Source organism: Microbacterium sp. TS-1 (genome assembly GCF_000509385.1).
Taxonomy (GTDB): Bacteria; Actinomycetota; Actinomycetes; order Actinomycetales; family Microbacteriaceae; genus Microbacterium; species Microbacterium arborescens.
Genome location: NZ_BASQ01000001.1, coordinates 1,420,975 through 1,439,989, shown reverse-complemented (window position 1 = coordinate 1,439,989; position 19,015 = coordinate 1,420,975). Strand labels below are relative to the sequence as shown.

Below are 19,015 nucleotides of genomic sequence, written 5' to 3'. Positions count from 1 at the left end.
GAGGGCGACGACGGACAGATGGACGATGATGACGACGACCGACACGACGGCGCCCGAGCGCCGTCGACGGCGAGGCACGTACGCGAAGACCGAGGCCACCCGCCAGGCGATCCTGGATGCCGCTCTCGAGGTGTTCTCGCAGTCCGGCTACCGTGCGGGATCGCTCCGTGACATCGCGACGCGCGTGGGCATGAGCGAGGCCGGGCTGCTGCACCACTTCCGCAACAAGAGCGCCCTGCTCGAGGCCGTGCTCGAGGAGCGCGACGCCCGCGCCCGCGCACTGGTGCCCATCGAGTCGGAGGACGGCACCGATGTCCTCCGCGGGCTCATCGAACTCGCCTCGCACAACGCCTCGACGCCTGGCGTCGTCGAGCTCTACACGACGCTGTCGGCCGAGGCGACGGCGTCCGATCATCCGGCGCACGGCTACTTCGTCCGTCGGTACGAGTACACCCGCGGCAACATCGAACGGTCGTTCCGGGTCCTGCGCGACGAGGGGCGCCTCCGGCACGGGATGACGCCTCGTCGCGCGGCGATCATGGCCGTGGCCCTCATGGACGGCCTGCAGGTGCAGTGGCTGCTCGACCGCGACGCGCTGGACATGGCCGCGGAGCTGCAGGCCATGTTCGCGAGCTTCGTCGACATCGAGTGGTCGCCCCGAACCCGAGAAGAGCCGTCGTCGTGATCCGCGTCCCGCTGCACGACGGGTGGACGGTCGGCCCCAAGCTCGGTCCGTTCGAGACCCCGGCCGACGGGCGGGGTCCCGTCGCCGTGACCCTGCCGCACGATGCGCTGCGCGATCTGCCGCGCTCGCCCGACGAACCGCAGGGCGTGCACACCGGATACACCCCGGGCGGCGTCTTCGAGTACGCGCGGTTGCTCGACGTGCCCGGCGACTGGCGTTCGCGCACCGTCGTCCTCGAGTTCGAGGGCGTCTACCGCGACGCCGTCGTGTTCGTGAACGGCGCGTTCGCCGCGCATCAGGCGGGCGGCTACGCCGGGTTCTCGGTCGTGCTCGACCCCTTCCTCGAGTTCGGCGCCGTCAACCGCATCAGCGTCGAGGCGCGGGCGCATCGCGATTCGCGCTGGTACTCCGGGGCGGGGATCTACCGCCCGGTGCATCTCGTCGTGGCCGATCCCGTGCACATCCCGCTCGACGGCGTGCGGGTCGAGACACCCGACATCGACGACGAGCGCGCGGTCGTCGCCGTCGCGACGGAGGTCGCGAACACGACGCGGCACACCGTGACGACCCGGGTGAGCTGGCAGGTCGCGGCGCCCGACGGAACGGTGGTCGCGAGTGCGCATTCGCCCGTCACGGTCCTGCCGGGCGAGCGCGCCGTGGCCCGGGCGCGGGTGACGGTCGAGGCGCCGATGCGCTGGGATGTCGAGACGCCCGACCTGTACCGGGTGCGCAGCACGCTCGCCTCCGCCGACGGCGCGCTGCTCGACGAGGATGTCACCGACTTCGGCATCCGCTCGCTCCAGCTCGATCCGCGCCACGGCCTCCGTCTGAACGGGCGCTCGATCGACCTGCGCGGCGCTTGCGTTCACCACGACAACGGCATGCTCGGAGCGGCCACCGAGCCCGCCGCCGAGGACCGGCGCGTCCGGCTGCTCAAGCGGGCGGGTTTCACCGCGCTGCGCAGCGCACACAATCCGATGAGTCGCGCGATGCTCGCGGCATGCGACCGGCACGGGATGCTCGTCATGGACGAGCTGACCGACGCCTGGACGCGCCCGAAGGCCCCGTTCGACGCGACGATCACGTTCGCCGAGCACTGGCGCGACGACATCGCCTCGCTCGTCGCGAAGGACCGCAACCACCCGAGCGTCGTGATGTACTCGATCGGCAACGAGATCCTCGAGCTCGCCACGCCGCTGGGCGCGACCTGGAGCCGGCGGCTCGCCGAGCAGGTGCGAGAGCTCGACCCGACGCGATTCGTCACGAACGGGATCAACGGCATCATCGCGAACCTCGACCGCATGGCCGAAGCCCGCGAGCAGATGCCCGACGCCAACACGATGATGGCGGGGATGGGTGAGCAGATGGGGCTCATGAACGCCTCGCCGCTCGTGAGCGCGTCGATCGAGGAGTCGGCAGCGGTGCTCGACGTGGTCGGGTTCAACTACGCCGACTCGCGCTACCGGCAGGACGCCCTCGACCATCCGAATCGCATCATCGTCGGTTCCGAGACCTTCCCCGAGCGCATCGACGTGATGTGGGAGCTCGTGCGCGAGCTGCCGCACGTCATCGGCGACTTCACGTGGACGGGCTGGGACTACCTCGGCGAGGCCGGCATCGGTCGCGTCGACTACACCGACGAGCCCGGCTACACGCCCACCGGCACGGCCGGTCCCTATCCCTACCGGCTGGCCGGCTGCGGCGACCTCGACATCACCGGGTTCCGCCGGCCGATCTCGTACTACCGCGAGATCGTCTACGGGCTGCGCCGCGACCCCTACATCGCCGTGCACCGCCCGCAGCATCACGGGCGGCCGACGGCGACGACGCCGTGGTCGTGGACCGACACGGTGTCGTCGTGGTCGTGGGATTCGGCATCCGGTGCCCCCGTGACCGTGGACGTCTACGCGGATGCCGACGAGGTCGAGCTGTTCGTCGACGACGAGAGCGTGCGCGCCGAGCCGGTCGGCCGCGAGAAGGCGTTCCTCGCTCGCTTCGAGACCCGGTACCGCCCGGGCCGCCTCGTCGCCGTGGCTCGCCGCGGTGCCGAGATCGGGCGGCACGCTCTCGTCAGCGCGGGCCCGGCCTCGCTGGTCGCACGTCTGGAAGACGCCGCCGTGCACCACGACGGTCTCGCATTCGTCGCGGTGACGCTCGAGGACGACGACGGAGTCGTGGTCTGCGACCGCGACGTTCCGGTGACGGTCGAGGTGGCCGGCGCCGGAGTGCTGGCGGGCATCGGGTCGGGGCGGACCGACGGTGAGGAGTCGTTCGCCGGTCCCGTCTTCAGGACGTTCGACGGCCGGCTGCTCGCGGTGGTGAAGCCCTCCGGTACCGGCACGGTCGCCGTCACGGCCTCCGCCCCCGGCTACGCCCCCGCATCCCTGGTGTTCAAGGTGGTGCCCGCCGCGTTGTGAGCCGCGAGGGATGCGGGGGATGAGAGAGAACTCATCGGGGCGAGGAGCGTCGTCGCCTAGGCTCGTCGGAATCCAGGAAAGCGTATTCCGATGGGATCCATTCGATGAAGAACAGACTCCGCTCCACGCTGCTCGCGGGCCTCACCGCGGGAACGCTCGCCGCCGCGACCCTCACCGCCGGAGGCGTCGCGACGCTCCCGGCCGCGGGCGCGCAGGAGCCACCGGCCGCCCCCGTGCCCCGGCTCGAGACCCTCGACCGGGGCCTCGTCGCGGTGCCGACGAGCGAGGGCGTCTTCCTCAGCTGGCGCCTCCTCGCGGGCGAGGCCAGCGGTGCCGGCGAGACCGGCCTCACCGGCACCGACTTCGTCGTCTACCGCGATGACGCGCCGATCGCCACCGTCACCGACAGCACGAACTACCGCGACGACGCCGGCACGGCGGCATCCGTCTACCGCGTGGCGCCGGTCACGGCGGGCGTCGAGACGGCGGCGAGCGACGCCGCGATCCCGATGCAAGACGGCTTCCTCGACATCGCGCTGCAGCGGCCCCAAGGCGGGGTGACTCCGGCAGGCGAGGAGTACACCTACTCGGCGAACGACGTCTCGGTCGGCGACGTCGACGGCGACGGGCGCTACGAATTCGTCGTGAAGTGGGACCCCTCGAACTCCAAAGACGTCTCGCAGGTCGGGTACACCGGCGGGGTCTACATCGACACCTACAGCCTCGAGGGACGCCTGCTGAACCGGCTCGACCTCGGTCCCAACATCCGGGCCGGCGCGCATTACACGCAGTTCCTCGTCTACGACTTCGACGGCGACGGACGGTCGGAGACGATGCTCAAGACCGCGCCGGGGACGAAGTCGATCACCTACGCCGACGACGGCTCGGTGGCGTCGGAGCAGTACATCACGATGCCGGGCGAGGATGTCGCCGCGGGCTACGCCCACACCGACGACTACCGCATGAGCGCCGCCGACTACGCCGATCACCTCGTCGAGGTGTTCCGCGGGTGGTCCACGCGCGACGAGGTCGTGTCGGGCCGGTGGCCGGCCACGCTCGAGGAGGCCTTCGGCATCGAGCCGCGCTTCGACTACCCGCTGTCGGATGCCGACGCCCGCGCCCTCGTCGACCACTTCATCGACGTGTACGCGCCGAGCCGAAGCGCCCGCAACGCCCTGCGGAACTTCGAGGGCTTCATCCTCGACGGGCCCGAGTACCTCACCGTCTTCGACGGCGAGAGCGGAGCCGAGCTGCAGACCGTGCGCTACGAGCCGGACCGCGGCGACGACGGCCTGCTGTGGGGCGACTACGCGATGTCGCGCATCGAGCCCGGAAACCGGGTCGACCGGTTCCTGGCGGGCGTCGCCTACCTCGACGGCGAGCGTCCGTCGGCGGTCTTCGCCCGCGGCTACTACACGCGCACGACGATCGGGACCTACGACTGGGACGGCGAGAACCTCGTCAAGCGCTGGTTCGTCGACAGCGGGCACGCGCCGATGACCAACCCGTTCAACGACGGCCCGCACGGGGTCGACGGCACCGACCCCGTGTACGGCACGATCACGACGCAGGGCTTCCACAGCCTCTCGGCGGCGGATGTCGACGGCGACGGCCGCCACGAGATCGTCTACGGATCGGCGACGCTGGATGACGACGGAAGCCTCCTCTACAGCTCGTTCGCCGAGATGCCCGAGGGATCGGCGACCCCGGGCGAGATGGCGCGTCTCGGTCACGGCGACGCGATGCACGTCGCCGACATCGACCCGTCGCGCCCGGGCCTCGAGATCTTCACCGTGCACGAGGGCGGAGCGTATGCGCCGTACGGCACGGCGCTGCGGGATGCGGCCACCGGCGAGGTCGTCTTCGGCGCCTACTCGGGTCGCGACACCGGGCGCGGGATGATCGGCGATGTCCGCCCCGACGTCCCCGGCATGGAGGTCTGGTCGAGCATGCCCGGCGGGACGGATGCCTCGGGCCTGCTGACCGCCCAGGGCGAGGTGCTCTCGGCGGCGACGCCCGGCACGAACGCCTCGATCCGCTGGGCCGGCGACCTCACGACGCAGATCGTGAACGGCAGCGGCGACGTCGCCCCGACGATCGACGACTGGGCGCGCGGCACCGTGCTGACGGCATCCGGAGCCCTCGCCAACAACGGCACGAAGGGAAACCCCGGCCTCGTCGCCGACGTGCTGGGCGACTGGCGCGAAGAGCTGGTCGTACGGACGGCGGACTCGTCGGCGCTGCGGCTGTACGTCTCGACCGAGGTGACCGAGCACAAGCTGTATACGCTCATGCACGATCCGCAGTACCGCGCCGAGGTCGCCCGTCAGCAGACGACCTACAACCAGCCGAGCTACACCGGGTTCCACCTCGCCTCCGGCATGGACTTCGCCGGTGTGCCGCTGCGGCCCGCCCCCGCGCCCGTCGCGGCTCCCGGCATCGGGGTCGACTCGGCCGGCGTCAACGTCACGTGGGCGACGACGGATGCCGGCGCCCCGGCCACCGGCTTCGCCGTCACGCTCCGCTCGGCGGCGGGTGAGACCGTCGCCCAGCAGGTCGGGGCCGAGGCTCGCTCCGCGCGGTTCGCGGCGGTGCCGCCGGGGGAGTGGACCGCGACCGTCACCCCCGCGGGAACCTTCGGCCAGGCGGCACCGTCACAGCCGTCGGCGACGGCCACGGTGCGAGCGGGGCAGCCGGTGCCGCTGCGCGTGAGCGCGCGGTCGCAGTGCGTGAACGGGGCGGTGCACGTCGCGGTCCACGCTGCGAACGAGGCTGAGGGTGCGATCGACGTGCGGCTGGCCGCGGTCGGCGGTGAGCACGCGCAGCACAAGGTCGCCGCGGGCGACGCGGCGTACCGGCTCTTCGACGCGGGCCGTGACTCGCTCGTGCCCGGATCGGCGACCGTGACGGCGTATCAGTGGCTCGACGGAGTCGGCTACCACGCCACCTACGACGTGCCCTACTTCGCCCGGATGTGCTGAGGCGGCCCGCTCAGACGTGATGCCCTGATACATCTGCAGGACCGGAGTGACGGGTGGGGCTGGTGACGCGGCGCGAACGCTCACCAGCCCCACCCGTCCGACGGATGTATCGGGTTCGGGCGCGGATCGGCGCCGGCGGGGCCTCAGCGCATGCGGTGGGGGCGCTCGGCGGCTGCGTCGGGCAGCGGGATGGGCGTCGTTCCGGCGACCTCGTCGCTGAACTCCTCGGGCGCGACGACCGAGATCGGGCGCGTCTCGTCGAGCGAGAGCGCGAACCGGCGCGAGCTCGAGCGGTGGACGCGTCCGGAGACGAGCATCCATGTCACCCCGACGCCGAACGCGACCAGGGCGGCGACGGCACCGAGACCGATGGCCGCGCGCGGCCCGAACTGGTCGGCGACCCATCCGACGATCGGGGCGCCGATGGGGGTGCCGCCCATGAGGATCGCCATGTACAGCGCGAGCACGCGGCCGCGCAGGGCCGGGTCGGTCGTCGTCTGCACGTAGCCGTTGGCCGTGGTCAGGGTGGTCACGACCGCGAAGCCCGTGAACATCAGCGTCACCGCGTACAGCCAGTAATCCGGCATGAAGGCCGACACCGCGGCGGCCACGGCGAAGAGTCCGGCGCCGAGGATCACGACGCGGATGCGCGCCCGCTCACGACGGGCCGCCATCAGGGCGCCGGCGAGGGACCCGATCGCCAGGATCGAGCTGAGGAGGCCGTACCCGTCGGCGTCGCGCCCGAACTCGATCGCCATCGTCGACGCGAAGATCGGGAAGTTCATGCCGAAGGCGCCGAGGAGGAACACCATCGCGAAAGTGACCATGAGGTCGGGGCGCCCGCGAACGTACCGGAAGCCGTCGGCGAGGCGAGCCGCGCCCGGCGAGGTCACGCGCGGGATGAGCTCGCCCGGCCGGATGAGGAAGAGCGCGACGATCATCGCGAGGAACGTCGCCGCGTTGATGAAGAAGACCCAGCCGGTGCCGACCGCGACGATGACGATGCCCGCAGCTGCGGGGCCGATCATGCGCGCACCGTTGAAGGATGCCGCGTTGAGCGCGACGGCGTTGGCCGCGATCTCGCGCGCGACGATGTCGGAGACGAACGCCTGGCGTGCCGGATTGTCGAAGGCCGAGATCATGCCGAGCGTGAACGCGAAGACGTACATGAGCGGAAGCGTCATGACACCCGTGAGCAGGAGCGTGCCGATGATCAGCCCGACGAGCATGAGCGAGCTCTGCGTGACCACGAGCAGACGGCGCCGGTCGAAACGGTCGGCGACCCACCCGGTGACGCCGACGAGCAGGAGCGGCGGCGCGAACTGCAGCGCCATCGTGACGCCCATCGCTCCCGCGTCGTTGTCGGTGAGGCCGGTGAGGACGACCCAGCTCAGCGCCGTGGCCTGCATCCACGCGCCGACGTTCGACACGAGGGCGCCGAAGAACCACACCCGGTAGTTGAACACCGAGAAGGAGCGGAACATCGCAGAGCTCATCGGTCGGCCACCGCCCGCATGATGACGGCGGCGGCGGCCAGAGTCTCACGGTCGGCCGGTTCGAGCTCTTCCAGCGCGTGCTCGAGCCAGGAGTCGCGACGGCGGGTCGTCTCGATCACGACGGTGCGGCCCTCGTCGGTGAGGGCGATGTTGACCTTGCGACGGTCGCCGTCGTCGGGCGTCCGTGTCAGGTAGCCGAGCTCTTCGAGGTGGTTGACGGTGCGGTTCATCGACGGCGCCGATACGCGCTCGCGGTCCGCCAGCTCACCGAGCGTGTGCGGACCGTGCACGTGCAGGTTCGCGAGCACGGCGTACTGCCCGTCGCTCATCGAATCGACGGCGCGCTGCGCGCGGAGTCGCCGTGCGAGGCGGAAGGTCGCCATGCGGAGGTCGGTCGCGTCGTGCGCGAGATCGATGGCGGACGGCGGGGCGGAGGCGGGGGAGGAGGTGCTCATCTGTGATGTTTAGCTTAGCTCATTAGTCTTGCTAACGGTCTGTGGTGTCCGGAATGCGACGGCCGAAAACGTAGACTCGCCGCATGCCCGAGTTCACCGACGCGCACGGGGTCGCGATCGTCTACGACATCCATCCCGCGCAGGGTGCGCAGCGGGCGGTCGTGCAGCTGCTGCACGGCGTCGGCGAGCACGCGGGCCGTTACGCCGAGCTGGCCGAGGTGCTCACCGCCGCCGGCTTCACCGTCTACGCCGACGACCACCGCGGCCATGGACGCACCGGCATCCGGCAGCACGGTGACCCGAGCAAGCTCGGCAAGCTCGGCCGGGGCGGACTGCATGCCGCGCGCGACGCGTGCGCCGAGCTTACCCGCATCATCGAGCGCGACCATCCCGGGGCGCCCATCGTGCTCCTCGGCCACTCGTGGGGATCGTTCCTGGCGCAGATGCTCTTCGACGACCGGCCGGACGCCTACGCCGGACTCGTGCTCTCGGGGTCGGCGCTGCGCTGGCCCGGATCGCTCAACTCCGGCGACCTGAACGCGCCGTGGAAGGCACCCGGCGCGAACGGCGTCGAGTGGCTGAGCACGGATGTCGCCGTGCAGCAGAGCTTCCTCGACGACCCACTGACCACGACGACAGCGCTGCCCCGACTGTTCGGCCCCGTCGAGACGCTCAAGCTCATCGGCCGGCCGCGTCGCGACCTCGGGGTCGACGTCCCGGTCCTGCTCATGGTCGGGCGCGACGACACCGTCGGCGGCCCGCGGAGCGTCCACCGTCTCGCCGACGCCTACCGCACGCGTTCGGGTCTGACGGACGTGACCACACTCGTGTACCCGGGTGCCCGCCACGAGATCTTCAACGAGGCGGTGCGGGGCGACGTGCAGGCCGATCTGCTCGCGTGGCTCGACGCTCGCTTCCCGCGGGGCTGAGCCGGGGGAAGCGAGCGTCGGGGTCACCGGGCGGGGCCGCGCCGGATCGCCGTGACGAGCGGGCGTGACGCGAGGAGCGCCAGCGCGACCGCGCCGAAGCCCGCGACGAAGGTCGCCGCGATGACGGCCATCGTGAGCGGCGCCACGACCAGGCTGATCCCCACGATCGGGAGGGCCAGCGCCACCCCGACGACGGCCCCGCCGGCGGCCGCCCAGCGCAGGGGCAGCATCACGGTGATGCGACGTGCCCGGGCGAGCTCGGCGGGTTCCATGCCGAGACGGTCGAGGCCCACGATGAGCTCGCGGTCGTCGAGCACCGACGCCGCCTGACTGACGCCCACCGAGGCGGCGAGCAGGATGAAGCCCGCGCCCAGCGTGACGAGGACGCCGGTGCGGATGTCGGCGAACAGCGTCATCCCGGGCTCGTCGCCGGCGATCTCGGTCAGCGCCATTCCGCTGCCGCCGACGACCGCGATGAACGAGATCATCGCGATGCTCGACACGCGGCGCCACGCGGTGGGGGCGTGTGCGGCGAGCTCGCGGCCGGCGATGAGCTGAGCAGCCGTCCGGGCTCGGCGCGCCATCGATCGTCCGCGCGCCGCGACGATCGGAGTCCCGATGAGGTTGACCAGCGCGAGGGCGCCGGCGAACAGGGCCAGCAGCACCACGATCGACGCAGCGGGGGCCAGGACTGCGCTGACGCTGCTGAACTGGGCCACGATGGTGCCGACGGCGACGATCGCGATCGCGGAGATCACGAGGGTCCGGGTGCGTCGCGGCGGCGCCTCGGTGCGGCGGCGCACGCCGAGAGGGGTCAGCCGCACGCGACGCAGGCTCGCCGCCGCGCTCACGGTGGCGATGAGACCGACCCCGATGACGACGGCGAGGACGATCGGCCACCCCGCCCACACCGCGGCGGCGCCGACGGGCCCGCCGAAGAAGGGGAGCAGCCCGACCAGGGGCAACGCGACGCCGTAGGCGGCGGCGCCGACGACGGCACCGGCGAACGCGACGACGGATGCCTCGCCCACCGCCATCGCTCCGACCTCCGTGTTCGTGGCCCCGAGGAGCCGCAGCGTCGAGAGGCGGTCGTTGCGGCGGCGGCTCGACAGGCGGGCGGCGGCAGCCCCGAGGGTCGCCGTCGGGACGGCGAGGAGGATGAGCGCCAGGACGCTGAGCACGCCGTAGAGGAAGGCCATCTCGCCCGCACGCGGGTCGGTGAGGAACATGCGCGTGCCGCCCGCGACGATCAGCATGAGCATCGTCGTCACGGCGAAGGCCGTCAGCGGCAGGACGATCGCCGCCGACCCCTGCCGCGCCGGCCGGGCGAGCAGGATCGTCAGAGCTGCGACGCGGCCGATGCCGCCCGGCGCCTCGGAAGCGTGCGCGAGCGGAGCGGGAGGCTGCGGGAGCGAACCGGTCGCGACGACGGCGCTCATCGGGTCGCCCCGGTGGCGGCCGCGCCCGCACGCGCGGGGCCGGCAGACGAGTCGACGATGCGCCCGTCGCGCATCCGGAGGACGCGGTCGCAGCGGCGCGCGACCTCCGCGTCGTGCGTGACGACGACGAGGCTGCGTCCCTGACCGGTCGTGGCGTGCAGCAGCGCGTCGAGCACCTCCGCCGAGGTGGTGGAGTCGAGGGCTCCGGTCGGCTCGTCGGCGAACACGACGGGAGCGCCGGTCACCTGAGCCCGGGCGATGGCGACGCGCTGCGCCTGTCCGCCCGAGAGCTCGCCGATGCGACGGTTCTCCATGCCCGCGAGTCCCAGCGCGCCCAGCCACGCCGCGGCGTGGGCCTCGGCGGCCGCGCGGGCCGTGCCCACGAGAAGCAGCGGCAGCGCGGCGTTCTCGACGGCGGTGAGCTCGGGAAGCAGCAGGTGGTCCTGGAAGACGAAGCCGAGGCTGCTGCGCCGGACCGCGGACCGGTCGGCGTCGGGCATCCCGACGAGCTCGCGCGGCGCCGTACCGGGAGCGGTGAGGCGGACGGAGCCGGCATCGGGCGCGATGATCGCGGCGAGGCAGTGCAGGAGCGTCGTCTTTCCCGACCCCGATGCGCCCATGATCGCGACGGCCTCGCCGGCGCGGACGGTCAGGTCCACGCGGTCGAGCGCGGTGAGCGGCCCGTAGCGCTTCACGAGCCCGCGGGCTTCGAGGACGGGGGCGGAGTCGATGGTGGGGTTCATGTCATCCACTCTTCCGAGCGGGGCCCGCGCCGTCGTCCGTCGCGAGGTGTAACGGCATCCATCGGGCGACCGATCCTCCGCCCGGTCCTAGGCTGGACGCATGCACGGCGAATACAAGGTCCCCGGAGGAAAGCTGGTCGTCGTCGACCTCGAGGTGCGCGACGGCCGCATCGCCGATTTCCACCTGGCGGGCGACTTCTTCCTCGAGCCCGACGACGCGCTCGCCGACATCGATGCGGCCGTGACGGGCCTGCCCGAGGAGTCGGATGTCGCCACCATCGCGGCCGCCGTGCGTTCGGCGCTGCCCGACGGCGCGCAACTGCTCGGCTTCACTCCCGAGTCGGTCGGCACCGCGGTTCGCCGCGCGATGATCACCGCCCCGGGCTGGCGCGAGTTCGACTGGGAGGTCGTCCACGACCGCGCCGTGTCGCCGAGCATGAACCTCGCGCTCGACGAGGTCCTCACCACCCGCGTCGGCGACGGGCGCCGCAACCCCACCCTGCGCATCTGGGAGTGGAACGAATCGGCCGTCGTCATCGGGTCGTTCCAGTCGTACCGCAACGAGGTCGACCCCGAGGGTGCCGCGAAGCACGGCTTCGACGTCGTGCGCCGCATCTCCGGCGGCGGCGCGATGATGATGGCGGCGAACTCGATCGTGACGTACTCGCTGTACGTGCCGGCATCCCTCGTCGCCGGGCTGACCTTCGCCGACTCGTACGCCTTCCTCGACGATTGGGTGCTCGAGGCCCTCCGCTCGCTCGGCATCGAGGCGACGTACCAGCCGCTCAACGACATCGCCTCGCCTTCGGGCAAGATCGGCGGCGCCGCGCAGAAGCGTCTCGCCAACGGCGGGGTGCTCCACCACGCCACCCTGTCGTACGACATGGACGGGCAGGTGCTCACCGAGGTGCTGCGCATCGGCCGCGAGAAGCTCAGCGACAAGGGCACCGTCTCGGCCGCCAAGCGCGTCGATCCGCTGCGCAGCCAGACGGGTCTGCCGCGCGACGCGATCATCGAGCGGTTCATCGAGGTGTTCTCGAAGCGCTACGGCGCGGTTCCCGGCACGATCTCGGACGAGGAGTACGCCGAGGCCGAAGCGCTCGTCGAGTCGAAGTTCGCGACGGACGCCTGGCTCAAGCGCGTTCCCTAAGCCGCCGGATCGTCGACACCCCGTCAACCGACGAGCGCTCGCACCGATGCGTAACCGTCGGCCACGACCGTCGGCACCGACGGCGCGGCGCCGAACATCCGCGTCGTCCGCTCGTCCGGCGTCCATCGCGGCCAGCCCGGACCGCCGGTCCGGACGAACGACACGGCGGCGCCGTGCATCGCGTCGGCCAGCTCCTGCGGCGGCTGTGGCCCCGCAAGCTTCGCGACGCCGTCGGCGCCCAAGGCGTCCCACCAGAACGGCACATCGAGGCAGTGCAGCGCCCAGCGCTTGGTCGGCGAGGGCCAGCTGAATCGGTAGGCCCACGTCGAAGAACCGCCACGGGTCCGGGCGACGAGGGGCACGGTGTCGCGGAAGATGCGGTCGGTGGCGTAGCGGCCGAGGAATGCGGCGGTGCCGAGTCGTCGCTGCGTACGGTTGTCGCGGATGTAGCGCCAGCGCATCGCATGGCCGACCCCGAGTGCGGCAAGCGCCAGCGCCGGCGGGACGAGACGCAGCGGGCCGGCGACCCCGTCGGTGATCATCGTGAACTCGTCGTCCGTCGTGCCGAGCACGAGCGACTTGTCCGCGCCGACGCCGGCAGCGAGCGCATCGAGGGTCGGGCGCGGGATGAGCTCGCCGTCGACGACCGGTCCCCACGTGAGCCCGTCGGCGAGCCGCGAGCGCACCGAGGCGATGATGCTGCCGTGCCGCTCCGATTCCAGCGCTTGCTGCGCCCCGAGCACCGTGAGCTCGTCCACGCCGGCGAACGCCTCGCGGGTCGGGGCGATCCCGAGGCGCGCCGCGAGCCGGCCGGTCGCCGTCGCCGCCCGGGCGGGCGGCACGTTCGTCAGGGCCGCAGAGATGGACAGCACGCGATGGAACAAGTGCTGGGCATCGGGCATCCCGAGCAGAGTGAGCACCGCGCCGCCGCCGGCGGACTGCCCGGCGATCGTCACGTCATCGGGGTTTCCTCCGAACACGGCGACGTTCGCCCGCACCCATTCGAGGGCAGCGATCCAGTCGCGCACGGCGCGGTTGGTCGGGGCGCCGGGGAGGAGGCCGAAGCCGTCGAAGCCGAGGCGGTACGAGACCGTGACCACGACGATGCCCGCCCGCGCGAACGAGCCGCCGTCGTACCAGGGGCTCGCGGGGGAGCCCTGCACGAAACCGCCGCCGTGGATGTAGACGAGAACGGGATGCCGTGCGACGGTGCCCGCCTCGCCAGACGAGTCCGGCGCGAACACGTTGACCGACAGGGTGTCGTCGCCGGGGATCGACGGCTCGGGGATGAGGGTGTCGCCGTGGTCACCGCGCTGCGGCGTCGGTCCGTAGGCGGTCGCGTCGCGGACGCCGTCCCACGGCTCGACGGGCACGGGCTCGCCGAAGCGCCGTGCGCCGGTCGGCGGCTGCGCGTACGGGATGCCGAGGAAGACGAGGGTTCCGTCGGGGCGACGCGTGCCGCGCACGCGGCCCGCCGCGGTGGCGCGAACGAGGTTCCCGCCACCGCTTTCCCCCGCTGCGGCGCTCATCGCGTCCTCCGGGCGCGACGCATCAGCCGGGGGCGGGTTCGGGCGCCGAGCTCCTGCCGGCCGGCGGGGATGAGATACGCCAAGCGGACGATGAGGATGACAGCTGTCAGGACGACCCATGCGGTGTCGCGCCCGGTCAGCGCCTGCAGTGGCGCGGCGGCGACCGGGGCCGCGGCTGTGACCACCGCGAGCGCGTAGAACACGATGTTGCGTCGGTACCGGCCGCTGATCGAGAACGGTGACACCTCGTACGCGAGGACGAGGACGGCGACGACGATCGCGGTCGCGAGGGAGAGTCCGGCGTTGTCGGAGGCGTCGGCGAACACGGCCGGCAGCACCAGGACGAGGGGATAGACCCCGCCGAACTCGAGCAGAAGATTGCCCCACTTCATATGCAGGCCGAACTGATCGTCCTGCAGGCGCGACAACGAGCCCGACGCGTTCGCGTAGACCTGCGTGGCTCCCAGAGTCAGGATCGTGGCGACCAGCAGGAAGATCCGCAGCGCTTCGGAGAAGTCGGTGATCGTCAGCGAGAAGCCGAGCAGGAAGGTGAGTGCCGCCAGGACGGCGCCCGCCTCACCCGTGCTGACGGACGTCTCGTCGGCGCGCAGGCCGGGTCGGTCCTCGACCTCGAAGGTCGAGACCTCGAAGAACGTCCCCTGCACGCTCTTGATGACGCTGGTCACGGCGTTCGCGTCGGCGTTCAGCAGATCGAACAGGTGATCGGTCGCCGCCACCGGGACGAGGACGCGGTCGTCGGGATCGGCGACCAGCTGCCGGCTCTTCAGCTGGAAGTAGAGACGGTCCTTGCTCGGACCGAAGTAGGCGTGGATGCCGCGCGATCCGACGAAGCCGCTCCGGGTCAGCAGGTCGATCATCGCGACGTTCCTGGGGCTGGTCACCGTCGTGGCCGAGGGCCGCGGCGACATCCCCTTCACCGTGTCGGAGAAGTGCCGGACGAGCCGCGCTCCGATCCCGGCGCGCTGGTGGTCGGGATGAACGGCCAAGGCGGCGAGGTAGACGTGCTCGGGGCCGAGTCGTTCGGTCTGCAGCATCCCCACCACGGAGTCGCCGATGACGGCGAGCGTGATCTGTTCACCCGCCAAGGCGCTCTCGAGCTCGCCCGGGTGAGCGGGCTCGACGTCGTCGCGCCCGGGCGGGAAACACAGCCTGTCGAGTTCCCGGACAGCGGGAAGATCATCGGGACCCGCGGGGCGGAGAGAGACGGAGACGGTCGCAGACACAGTCCGAAGCTAGCGGACTCCGCGGCGCCTCGGTGAGGCGACCGCGGGTCAGGCGATGCGGCGGACCTGCACCGTGATGCGGTCGGCCGTCGGATGCTGCGCGCACAGTTCGTCGGCGACGGCGCGGGCCACCTCGGGGGTGCGTGCGGATGCGGCGACGGAGATGGCAGCGGCAGCGGTCACCACCTCGCCATCGGCCGTGACGAGGACGCCGTTCGTCGGTGCCGCCGTCTCTCGGTGGAGCGCGGATGCCGCTGCTCCCAGCACGCGGGTCAGCGGCGGGCGGGGGTCGTGCACGGCACTGACCCCGGGCACCTCGACGAGGGGGCGCGGAGCCGACGGGTCGACGATGGAGACGGGCTCGATCATGCGGTGTCCTTGGGCGGGAAGGGACGGTGGAGGTCTTCGACGGTGACGTCGACAGCGGTGACGTTCAGCTCGGTGTGTTGGGCGAGCGCGTCGGACACCGCTCGGCGGACCGCTCCGGCGGCGGTCGGCAGCGACTCGCCCCACGCGACCGACGCGGTGATGTCGACGGCGATCGGCGCATCGGGCACCTCGACGTCGCCGATGATGCGCGAATGGCCGATGAAGACGCCGTCGATCGCGTCGCCGCTGGCGCGGATGAGCGCTTGCACGGCTCCCTCGGTGACGGTCATCGAGACCCGGGGATCGGGATGCGAGAGCGGGATCGAGCGCCCGGCCCGCAGCTCGGCCCGCACCGCGTTCATCACGCCGTGGAACCAGTTCTCCGAGGGCTCGGGCATCTCCGCGGCATCCGCCGCGATGAGCTCGCGTGACAACCGCCCCGCGCGCTCGAGCGCGTCGAGGGCGTTCAGACAGTCGGGACAGGTCTCGATCTCGGGGTCGTACGGCGAGCGACCGCTGTCGAGGTAGTCGCTGATCTCGTCGATCGTCTTGCCGCACTCGAGAGTCATGCCATCGGCATCCATCAGCGCCACCCCGCCATCTGGATCGTGATGCTGGCGCGGGCGCGGGACAGGTTTCCTCGAACGGTGCTGAGAGGGAGGTTCATCTCTTCTGCGATCTCGGTATAGCTGAGCGACCCGACTTCTCGGAGCAGCCAGCAGCGGCGTTGGGCTTCCGGCAGCGCATCGAGTGCAAGAGAGAGCGCTTGCAACTGTGCGTTGCGGATGGCAGCGGCCTCGGGGAGGAGACCCGCCTCCGCGGCTCTGTCGAATCCGTCCAGTGTGTCATGGTCGGGGCGCTTCCTGAGATGCGCATACGCCTCGCGGCTCGCGATCTTCATCAGCCACGCCTTCACGGCGTTCGGGTCGCGCAAGGTGGACAGCTGCCGCCACGCGGTGAGGAAGGCCTCTTGCACGACGTCGTCGGTCTCCGAGAGGGTACCGACGATGCGGTACACGTAGGCGCGGACGATGCGGGTGTGCCGATGAAGGAGGACGTCGAAGGCATCGGCGTCTCCGGAGGCGGCTCGGGCCGCCAGGATGCCGTCGGGCGCGGCCTGCAGGTCGGGGTTCGACCCGCTGTCTTCGGCTCGCATCGTTCCCCCAGAAAACTTCTCGAACTTTTTTGTGACGAATCCGGATGAGCCGCCCTCTTATCTGTAGAGCGAACGTAACGCTCACCGAATGACGAGCCGAGAGCTTGCATCGGACAACGCAGACAGATAAGGAAACGTCATGGCTGAGGACCAGAAGAACACCGCCCCCGCTGCTGAGACCACGAAGTCGCAGGCCGCCGCGCCGCAGGCTTCGCGCGTCGACCGCACGTTCTCGTCGTCGCGTGTCCCGGCCGACACCGATGCCGCGGGCAAGACCACGATCGCCGACGGCGTCGTGGCGAAGGTCGCCGGCATCGCAGCCCGTGAGGTCGCCGGCGTCTACGCCCTCGGTGGCGGCGGAGCCCGCGCCTTCGGTGCGATCCGCGACGCCATCAACGCCACCGACCTGTCGCAGGGCGTCAAGGTCGAGGTCGGCGAGACCCAGGCCGCAGCCGACCTCACGATCGTCGTCGAGTACCCCGCGCCGATCCAGGAGGTCGCTGACAACGTCCGTGCCGCCGTTGCCGGTGCCATCAGCCGACTCGTGGGCCTCGAGGTCGTCGAGGTCAACGTCGAGGTCAACGACGTGCACATCGCCGGCGCTGACGACGACGACGAGTCCGAGTCGCGCGTCGCATGAGCGCCACCGTCTCGGGTGCGCTCATCGGCGCCATCCTCGCCGCCGCCGCCCTGCTGTTCGGCTTCTGGGGATTCCTCCTCGTCGCCCTCTTCATGGCGATCGGTGCCGCGGTCGGCCGCATCGCGTCCGGCAAGCTCGACGTCCGCGGGCTGGCCGACGTGCTGACCGGGCGGCGCACCTCGTCATGACCGTCGCAGAGGCCATCCGTCCCGGTGGCGGCGTCACGGCCGCCACCGGCGGGGCGTCCGGTCTCGCCGGACGGGTCGATGTGCGCGAGCGCGTGGTGCGGAAGGTCTCGGAGCAGATCGCATCCCAGGTCATCGGCGTGGACGTCGACCGTGTGTCGGTCACGGCATCCGATCACCGGGGTGGGGTGGCCGTCCGCATCCAGGCGCCGTTCCCCGTCCCGTCGCTCGACGACACCGAAGCGGTGCGAGCCGCCGGAGCCGTCGTCGACATCGCCCGTGAGGCCCAGCGCCGCGTGCAGGAAGAGCTCGGCCGCGTGCTGGGCAAGCCCGTCACGCGCGTCGACATCACCGTCATCGGCGCCACGACACCCGCAAGGAGGAGAGTCCGATGAGCAGTCCCGTGCTGCGCCGCGTCGTGCGGCGTGAGACGCACTCGCCGCGCACCGTCGCGATGATCGTCGCCGTCGTCCTCGTCATCCTCGCGCTCGTCTACGTCGGTACGGAGATCGTGCTGAACCTCGCCGGTCAGCCGGCCCTTCTCCTCGGTCCCGCCGCCGCCTTCGGGTGGGTCGTCGGACTCCCGACGGAGGTGCCGGTCGGCGTCAGCGTCGCCATCGGCGCGGTCATCGCGGTGCTCGGCGTCATCCTCGTGGCGCTCGCCGTCGCCCCGGGCCGCCTGTCGAAGCACCAGCTCGTCGTCGGTGAGAGCGCCGTCGTCGCCGACAACGGCGTGATCGCCTCGGCGATCGCGCAGCGGGTCAGCGACGAGAGCGGACTGCCCCGCGACCAGGTGCGGGTCGGTGTCGGCCACCGCTCGGTCGATGTGACCCTCACCCCCGCGGTGGGAGTCCCCGTCGACGAGACGCAGGTCCGCGCCCTGGCGGACGCGGAGCTGGAGTCGTATCGGCTCGCGTCGAAGCTGCGCACCGCGGTGCGGGTCGAGCGGCCCCGCGAACAGGAGGAGAACGCATGAACAACACCAATCGCGCGGTCAACCGCACGATCCTCCTGATCCTGGGACTGGTGCTCGTCGTCGTCGGCGGCGGAATCATCGCCGGCGCGGTGTGGCCGGCAGCCGCCGACACCTGGACCTCGGTCGGGTCCGGGGCCGAGGACTGGGCGAAGCAGGCGTGGGATGCCACCGTCATCGCGGGCACGAGCCTCACCTGGCTCGCCGTCGGCGTGCTCGCCGCGCTCGCGCTGCTGGTCGTGCTGCTGATCGTTCTGGTCGTGCGCAGCATCCACGGCCGCCGCCGAACCGCACTCCGGGCGACGGGTGCGGAGAGCGACCTCGGCCGCATCACGGTCACCGAGGGATTCGCGGCGGACGCGCTGAAGAACGCGCTCGCCGACCGCGACGAGATCCTCAGCGCCCGTGTCACCGCGAACGACATCAAGAAGCAGCCGGTGCTGCACGTCAGCGTCACTCCGCGGCAGAACACCTCGCCGCTGCACGTGGCCGAGACCGTCGAACGTCTCGTCGGCAACCTCGGCACTCTGACGGGTCAGCAGCTCACGACCTACATCTCCATCCACACGGGGCTGCGCGCGAAGCTGGCGCACGACCAGCGCCGCCTGTCCTGACCGCACACGT

19 protein-coding genes are annotated in these 19,015 nt (G+C 71.4%); 10 read left to right on the top strand and 9 right to left on the bottom strand.

Annotation, left to right across the window (positions count from 1 at the left end; all coding sequences use genetic code 11):
* Window positions 1-25: 25 nt before the first annotated feature.
* From MTS1_RS06770 to MTS1_RS06760, 3 genes are all read left to right on the top strand, one after another.
* The gene (locus tag MTS1_RS06770) at window positions 26-685 is read left to right on the top strand and encodes a TetR/AcrR family transcriptional regulator (protein ID WP_023952562.1); all 660 of its coding nucleotides are present in this window, start codon (window positions 26-28) and stop codon (window positions 683-685) included.
* Window positions 682-3,102 carry a glycoside hydrolase family 2 TIM barrel-domain containing protein gene (locus tag MTS1_RS06765; RefSeq protein ID WP_023952561.1) on the top strand — a complete coding sequence of 807 codons (2,421 nt, stop codon included), beginning with the start codon at window positions 682-684 and terminating at the stop codon, window positions 3,100-3,102. Before MTS1_RS06770 ends, MTS1_RS06765 begins: the two co-directional genes overlap by 4 nt.
* 104 nt (window positions 3,103-3,206) lie before the next feature.
* Complete coding sequence (locus MTS1_RS06760) at window positions 3,207-6,083, top strand: rhamnogalacturonan lyase (protein WP_023952560.1); 2,877 nt, start codon at window positions 3,207-3,209, stop codon at window positions 6,081-6,083.
* Between the two features lie 143 nt (window positions 6,084-6,226).
* On the opposite strand, the gene MTS1_RS06755 is transcribed toward MTS1_RS06760, so the two are convergent.
* Window positions 6,227-7,567, bottom strand: coding sequence for an MFS transporter (locus tag MTS1_RS06755; RefSeq protein ID WP_233494904.1), 1,341 nt, complete (start codon window positions 7,565-7,567; stop codon window positions 6,227-6,229).
* Between the two features lie 8 nt (window positions 7,568-7,575).
* Window positions 7,576-8,034, bottom strand: a complete 459-nt coding sequence (locus MTS1_RS06750; RefSeq protein ID WP_023952558.1) for a MarR family winged helix-turn-helix transcriptional regulator — start codon at window positions 8,032-8,034, stop codon at window positions 7,576-7,578.
* Window positions 8,035-8,117: 83 nt separating this feature from the next.
* Here MTS1_RS06750 and MTS1_RS06745 point away from each other — a divergent pair, with 83 nt between their 5' ends.
* Window positions 8,118-8,963: an alpha/beta fold hydrolase gene (locus MTS1_RS06745; RefSeq protein WP_023952556.1), complete on the top strand. Its 846-nt coding sequence runs from the start codon at window positions 8,118-8,120 to the stop codon at window positions 8,961-8,963.
* Window positions 8,964-8,986: 23 nt separating this feature from the next.
* Here the strand turns inward: MTS1_RS06745 and MTS1_RS06740 are convergent, their stop codons facing one another.
* Together MTS1_RS06740 and MTS1_RS06735 are read right to left on the bottom strand one after the other, a co-directional pair.
* Window positions 8,987-10,402: an FtsX-like permease family protein gene (locus MTS1_RS06740; protein ID WP_052007622.1), complete on the bottom strand. Its 1,416-nt coding sequence runs from the start codon at window positions 10,400-10,402 to the stop codon at window positions 8,987-8,989.
* Entirely contained in the window at window positions 10,399-11,145 is a 747-nt protein-coding gene (locus MTS1_RS06735) for an ABC transporter ATP-binding protein (RefSeq protein ID WP_023952554.1), read from the bottom strand. The genes MTS1_RS06740 and MTS1_RS06735 overlap by 4 nt, the downstream gene beginning before the upstream one ends.
* Window positions 11,146-11,245: 100 nt before the next feature.
* On the opposite strand from MTS1_RS06735, the gene MTS1_RS06730 reads away from it, so the two are divergent.
* On the top strand, window positions 11,246-12,295 hold the full coding sequence (locus MTS1_RS06730) for a biotin/lipoate A/B protein ligase family protein (RefSeq protein WP_023952552.1): 1,050 nt from the start codon (window positions 11,246-11,248) through the stop codon (window positions 12,293-12,295).
* Window positions 12,296-12,318: 23 nt separating this feature from the next.
* Here MTS1_RS06730 and MTS1_RS06725 read toward each other — a convergent pair whose 3' ends face one another.
* Genes MTS1_RS06725 through MTS1_RS06705 form a run of 5 tightly spaced genes read right to left on the bottom strand, consistent with a single transcriptional unit; the run spans window position 12,319 to window position 16,593 of the window.
* Complete coding sequence (locus MTS1_RS06725) at window positions 12,319-13,824, bottom strand: carboxylesterase/lipase family protein (protein ID WP_023952550.1); 1,506 nt, start codon at window positions 13,822-13,824, stop codon at window positions 12,319-12,321.
* Window positions 13,821-15,068, bottom strand: a complete 1,248-nt coding sequence (locus tag MTS1_RS06720) for a GNAT family N-acetyltransferase (protein WP_036304683.1) — start codon at window positions 15,066-15,068, stop codon at window positions 13,821-13,823. The genes MTS1_RS06725 and MTS1_RS06720 overlap by 4 nt, the downstream gene beginning before the upstream one ends.
* Window positions 15,069-15,116: 48 nt before the next feature.
* On the bottom strand, window positions 15,117-15,437 hold the full coding sequence (locus tag MTS1_RS06715) for a hypothetical protein (RefSeq protein ID WP_023952543.1): 321 nt from the start codon (window positions 15,435-15,437) through the stop codon (window positions 15,117-15,119).
* Window positions 15,434-16,006, bottom strand: coding sequence for an Asp23/Gls24 family envelope stress response protein (locus tag MTS1_RS06710; protein ID WP_233494903.1), 573 nt, complete (start codon window positions 16,004-16,006; stop codon window positions 15,434-15,436). Before MTS1_RS06710 ends, MTS1_RS06715 begins: the two co-directional genes overlap by 4 nt.
* Window positions 16,007-16,020: 14 nt before the next feature.
* Window positions 16,021-16,593, bottom strand: a complete 573-nt coding sequence (locus MTS1_RS06705) for an RNA polymerase sigma factor (protein WP_023952541.1) — start codon at window positions 16,591-16,593, stop codon at window positions 16,021-16,023.
* Between the two features lie 139 nt (window positions 16,594-16,732).
* Here MTS1_RS06705 and MTS1_RS06700 point away from each other — a divergent pair, with 139 nt between their 5' ends.
* Genes MTS1_RS06700 through MTS1_RS06680 form a run of 5 tightly spaced genes read left to right on the top strand, consistent with a single transcriptional unit; the run spans window position 16,733 to window position 19,005 of the window.
* Window positions 16,733-17,233, top strand: coding sequence for an Asp23/Gls24 family envelope stress response protein (locus MTS1_RS06700; RefSeq protein ID WP_023952540.1), 501 nt, complete (start codon window positions 16,733-16,735; stop codon window positions 17,231-17,233).
* Window positions 17,230-17,421: a DUF2273 domain-containing protein gene (locus MTS1_RS06695; protein WP_023952539.1), complete on the top strand. Its 192-nt coding sequence runs from the start codon at window positions 17,230-17,232 to the stop codon at window positions 17,419-17,421. Before MTS1_RS06700 ends, MTS1_RS06695 begins: the two co-directional genes overlap by 4 nt.
* Complete coding sequence (locus MTS1_RS06690; RefSeq protein WP_023952538.1) at window positions 17,418-17,813, top strand: hypothetical protein; 396 nt, start codon at window positions 17,418-17,420, stop codon at window positions 17,811-17,813. Before MTS1_RS06695 ends, MTS1_RS06690 begins: the two co-directional genes overlap by 4 nt.
* Window positions 17,810-18,394 carry a hypothetical protein gene (locus MTS1_RS06685; protein ID WP_023952537.1) on the top strand — a complete coding sequence of 195 codons (585 nt, stop codon included), beginning with the start codon at window positions 17,810-17,812 and terminating at the stop codon, window positions 18,392-18,394. The genes MTS1_RS06690 and MTS1_RS06685 overlap by 4 nt, the downstream gene beginning before the upstream one ends.
* On the top strand, window positions 18,391-19,005 hold the full coding sequence (locus tag MTS1_RS06680) for a hypothetical protein (protein ID WP_023952535.1): 615 nt from the start codon (window positions 18,391-18,393) through the stop codon (window positions 19,003-19,005). Before MTS1_RS06685 ends, MTS1_RS06680 begins: the two co-directional genes overlap by 4 nt.
* Window positions 19,006-19,015: the final 10 nt, after the last annotated feature.

What these genes read in the sequence shown, in the direction of transcription:
- MTS1_RS06690 (WP_023952538.1), top strand. Translation starts at nt 17,418, where the DNA reads ATGACCGTCGCAGAGGCCATCCGTCCCGGTGGCGGCGTCACGGCCGCC.
- MTS1_RS06770 (WP_023952562.1), top strand. Translation starts at nt 26, where the DNA reads ATGATGACGACGACCGACACGACGGCGCCCGAGCGCCGTCGACGGCGA.
- MTS1_RS06700 (WP_023952540.1), top strand. Translation starts at nt 16,733, where the DNA reads ATGGCTGAGGACCAGAAGAACACCGCCCCCGCTGCTGAGACCACGAAG.
- MTS1_RS06685 (WP_023952537.1), top strand. Translation starts at nt 17,810, where the DNA reads ATGAGCAGTCCCGTGCTGCGCCGCGTCGTGCGGCGTGAGACGCACTCG.
- MTS1_RS06755 (WP_233494904.1), bottom strand. Translation starts at nt 7,567, where the DNA reads ATGTTCCGCTCCTTCTCGGTGTTCAACTACCGGGTGTGGTTCTTCGGC.
- MTS1_RS06745 (WP_023952556.1), top strand. Translation starts at nt 8,118, where the DNA reads ATGCCCGAGTTCACCGACGCGCACGGGGTCGCGATCGTCTACGACATC.
- MTS1_RS06760 (WP_023952560.1), top strand. Translation starts at nt 3,207, where the DNA reads ATGAAGAACAGACTCCGCTCCACGCTGCTCGCGGGCCTCACCGCGGGA.
- MTS1_RS06710 (WP_233494903.1), bottom strand. Translation starts at nt 16,006, where the DNA reads ATGACTCTCGAGTGCGGCAAGACGATCGACGAGATCAGCGACTACCTC.
- MTS1_RS06730 (WP_023952552.1), top strand. Translation starts at nt 11,246, where the DNA reads ATGCACGGCGAATACAAGGTCCCCGGAGGAAAGCTGGTCGTCGTCGAC.
- MTS1_RS06680 (WP_023952535.1), top strand. Translation starts at nt 18,391, where the DNA reads ATGAACAACACCAATCGCGCGGTCAACCGCACGATCCTCCTGATCCTG.
- MTS1_RS06695 (WP_023952539.1), top strand. Translation starts at nt 17,230, where the DNA reads ATGAGCGCCACCGTCTCGGGTGCGCTCATCGGCGCCATCCTCGCCGCC.
- MTS1_RS06705 (WP_023952541.1), bottom strand. Translation starts at nt 16,593, where the DNA reads ATGCGAGCCGAAGACAGCGGGTCGAACCCCGACCTGCAGGCCGCGCCC.
- MTS1_RS06725 (WP_023952550.1), bottom strand. Translation starts at nt 13,824, where the DNA reads ATGAGCGCCGCAGCGGGGGAAAGCGGTGGCGGGAACCTCGTTCGCGCC.
- MTS1_RS06715 (WP_023952543.1), bottom strand. Translation starts at nt 15,437, where the DNA reads ATGATCGAGCCCGTCTCCATCGTCGACCCGTCGGCTCCGCGCCCCCTC.
- MTS1_RS06750 (WP_023952558.1), bottom strand. Translation starts at nt 8,034, where the DNA reads ATGAGCACCTCCTCCCCCGCCTCCGCCCCGCCGTCCGCCATCGATCTC.
- MTS1_RS06740 (WP_052007622.1), bottom strand. Translation starts at nt 10,402, where the DNA reads ATGAGCGCCGTCGTCGCGACCGGTTCGCTCCCGCAGCCTCCCGCTCCG.
- MTS1_RS06735 (WP_023952554.1), bottom strand. Translation starts at nt 11,145, where the DNA reads ATGAACCCCACCATCGACTCCGCCCCCGTCCTCGAAGCCCGCGGGCTC.